Origin of the sequence: Sporichthya brevicatena (assembly GCF_039525035.1) — a bacterium.
Lineage (GTDB): Bacteria > Actinomycetota > Actinomycetes > Sporichthyales > Sporichthyaceae > Sporichthya > Sporichthya brevicatena.
On the sequence record NZ_BAAAHE010000085.1, the window covers coordinates 1 to 614 of the forward strand.

Consider the following 614-nt stretch of genomic DNA (forward strand, 5'->3'; position numbering starts at 1 on the left):
CGCTACCACCACGGCGTCCGCCGGCTGGCCAAGGGCTCGGGCAAGTCTCCGTTCGCCGCGGTGCTCGCGCTCATCGAGTTCGCCGGGCCGTGCCGGGTCCGCCGGATCATCGACCCGGAGCACCCGGACCCGACCGCCCGGCTCGACGTCCGGGCCGTGGACATGCCGCTGGTGCAGATCGCGGCGACGGCGGAGTCGCAGACGAAGAACACGATGCGGATGGTCCGCGCGATCGCCCACAAGCAGTCGCGCGTGGTCAAGGCCCACCACATCGACCCCGGCAAGACCGTCTACTACAAGCTCCCCGAGGGGACGCTGGAGGTCATCACCTCCTCGGCCACGGCCGCTGAGGGCGCCGAGGCGAGCTTCGTGGTCGCGGACGAGACCGAGCACTGGAAACCGTCCAACGGCGGGCCGGAGATGGCCTCGACGCTGGCCGACAACCTGGCCAAGTCCGGCTCGCGGATGCTGGAGACCTCGAACGCCTGGGTGCCCGGCCAGGAGACCGTCGCCGAGGACACCTGGGACGCGTGGGTGGCCCAGGAGGAAGGCCGCACCCGCGGCCGGACGAAGATCCTCTACGACGCGGTCGTCGCCCCGCCGTCGACCGACAT

General features: G+C 71.5%; 1 pseudogene. It reads left to right on the forward strand.

Annotated elements, in window-relative coordinates:
- Positions 1-614: pseudogene (locus tag ABD401_RS25030) on the forward strand (terminase); the annotation flags it as partial.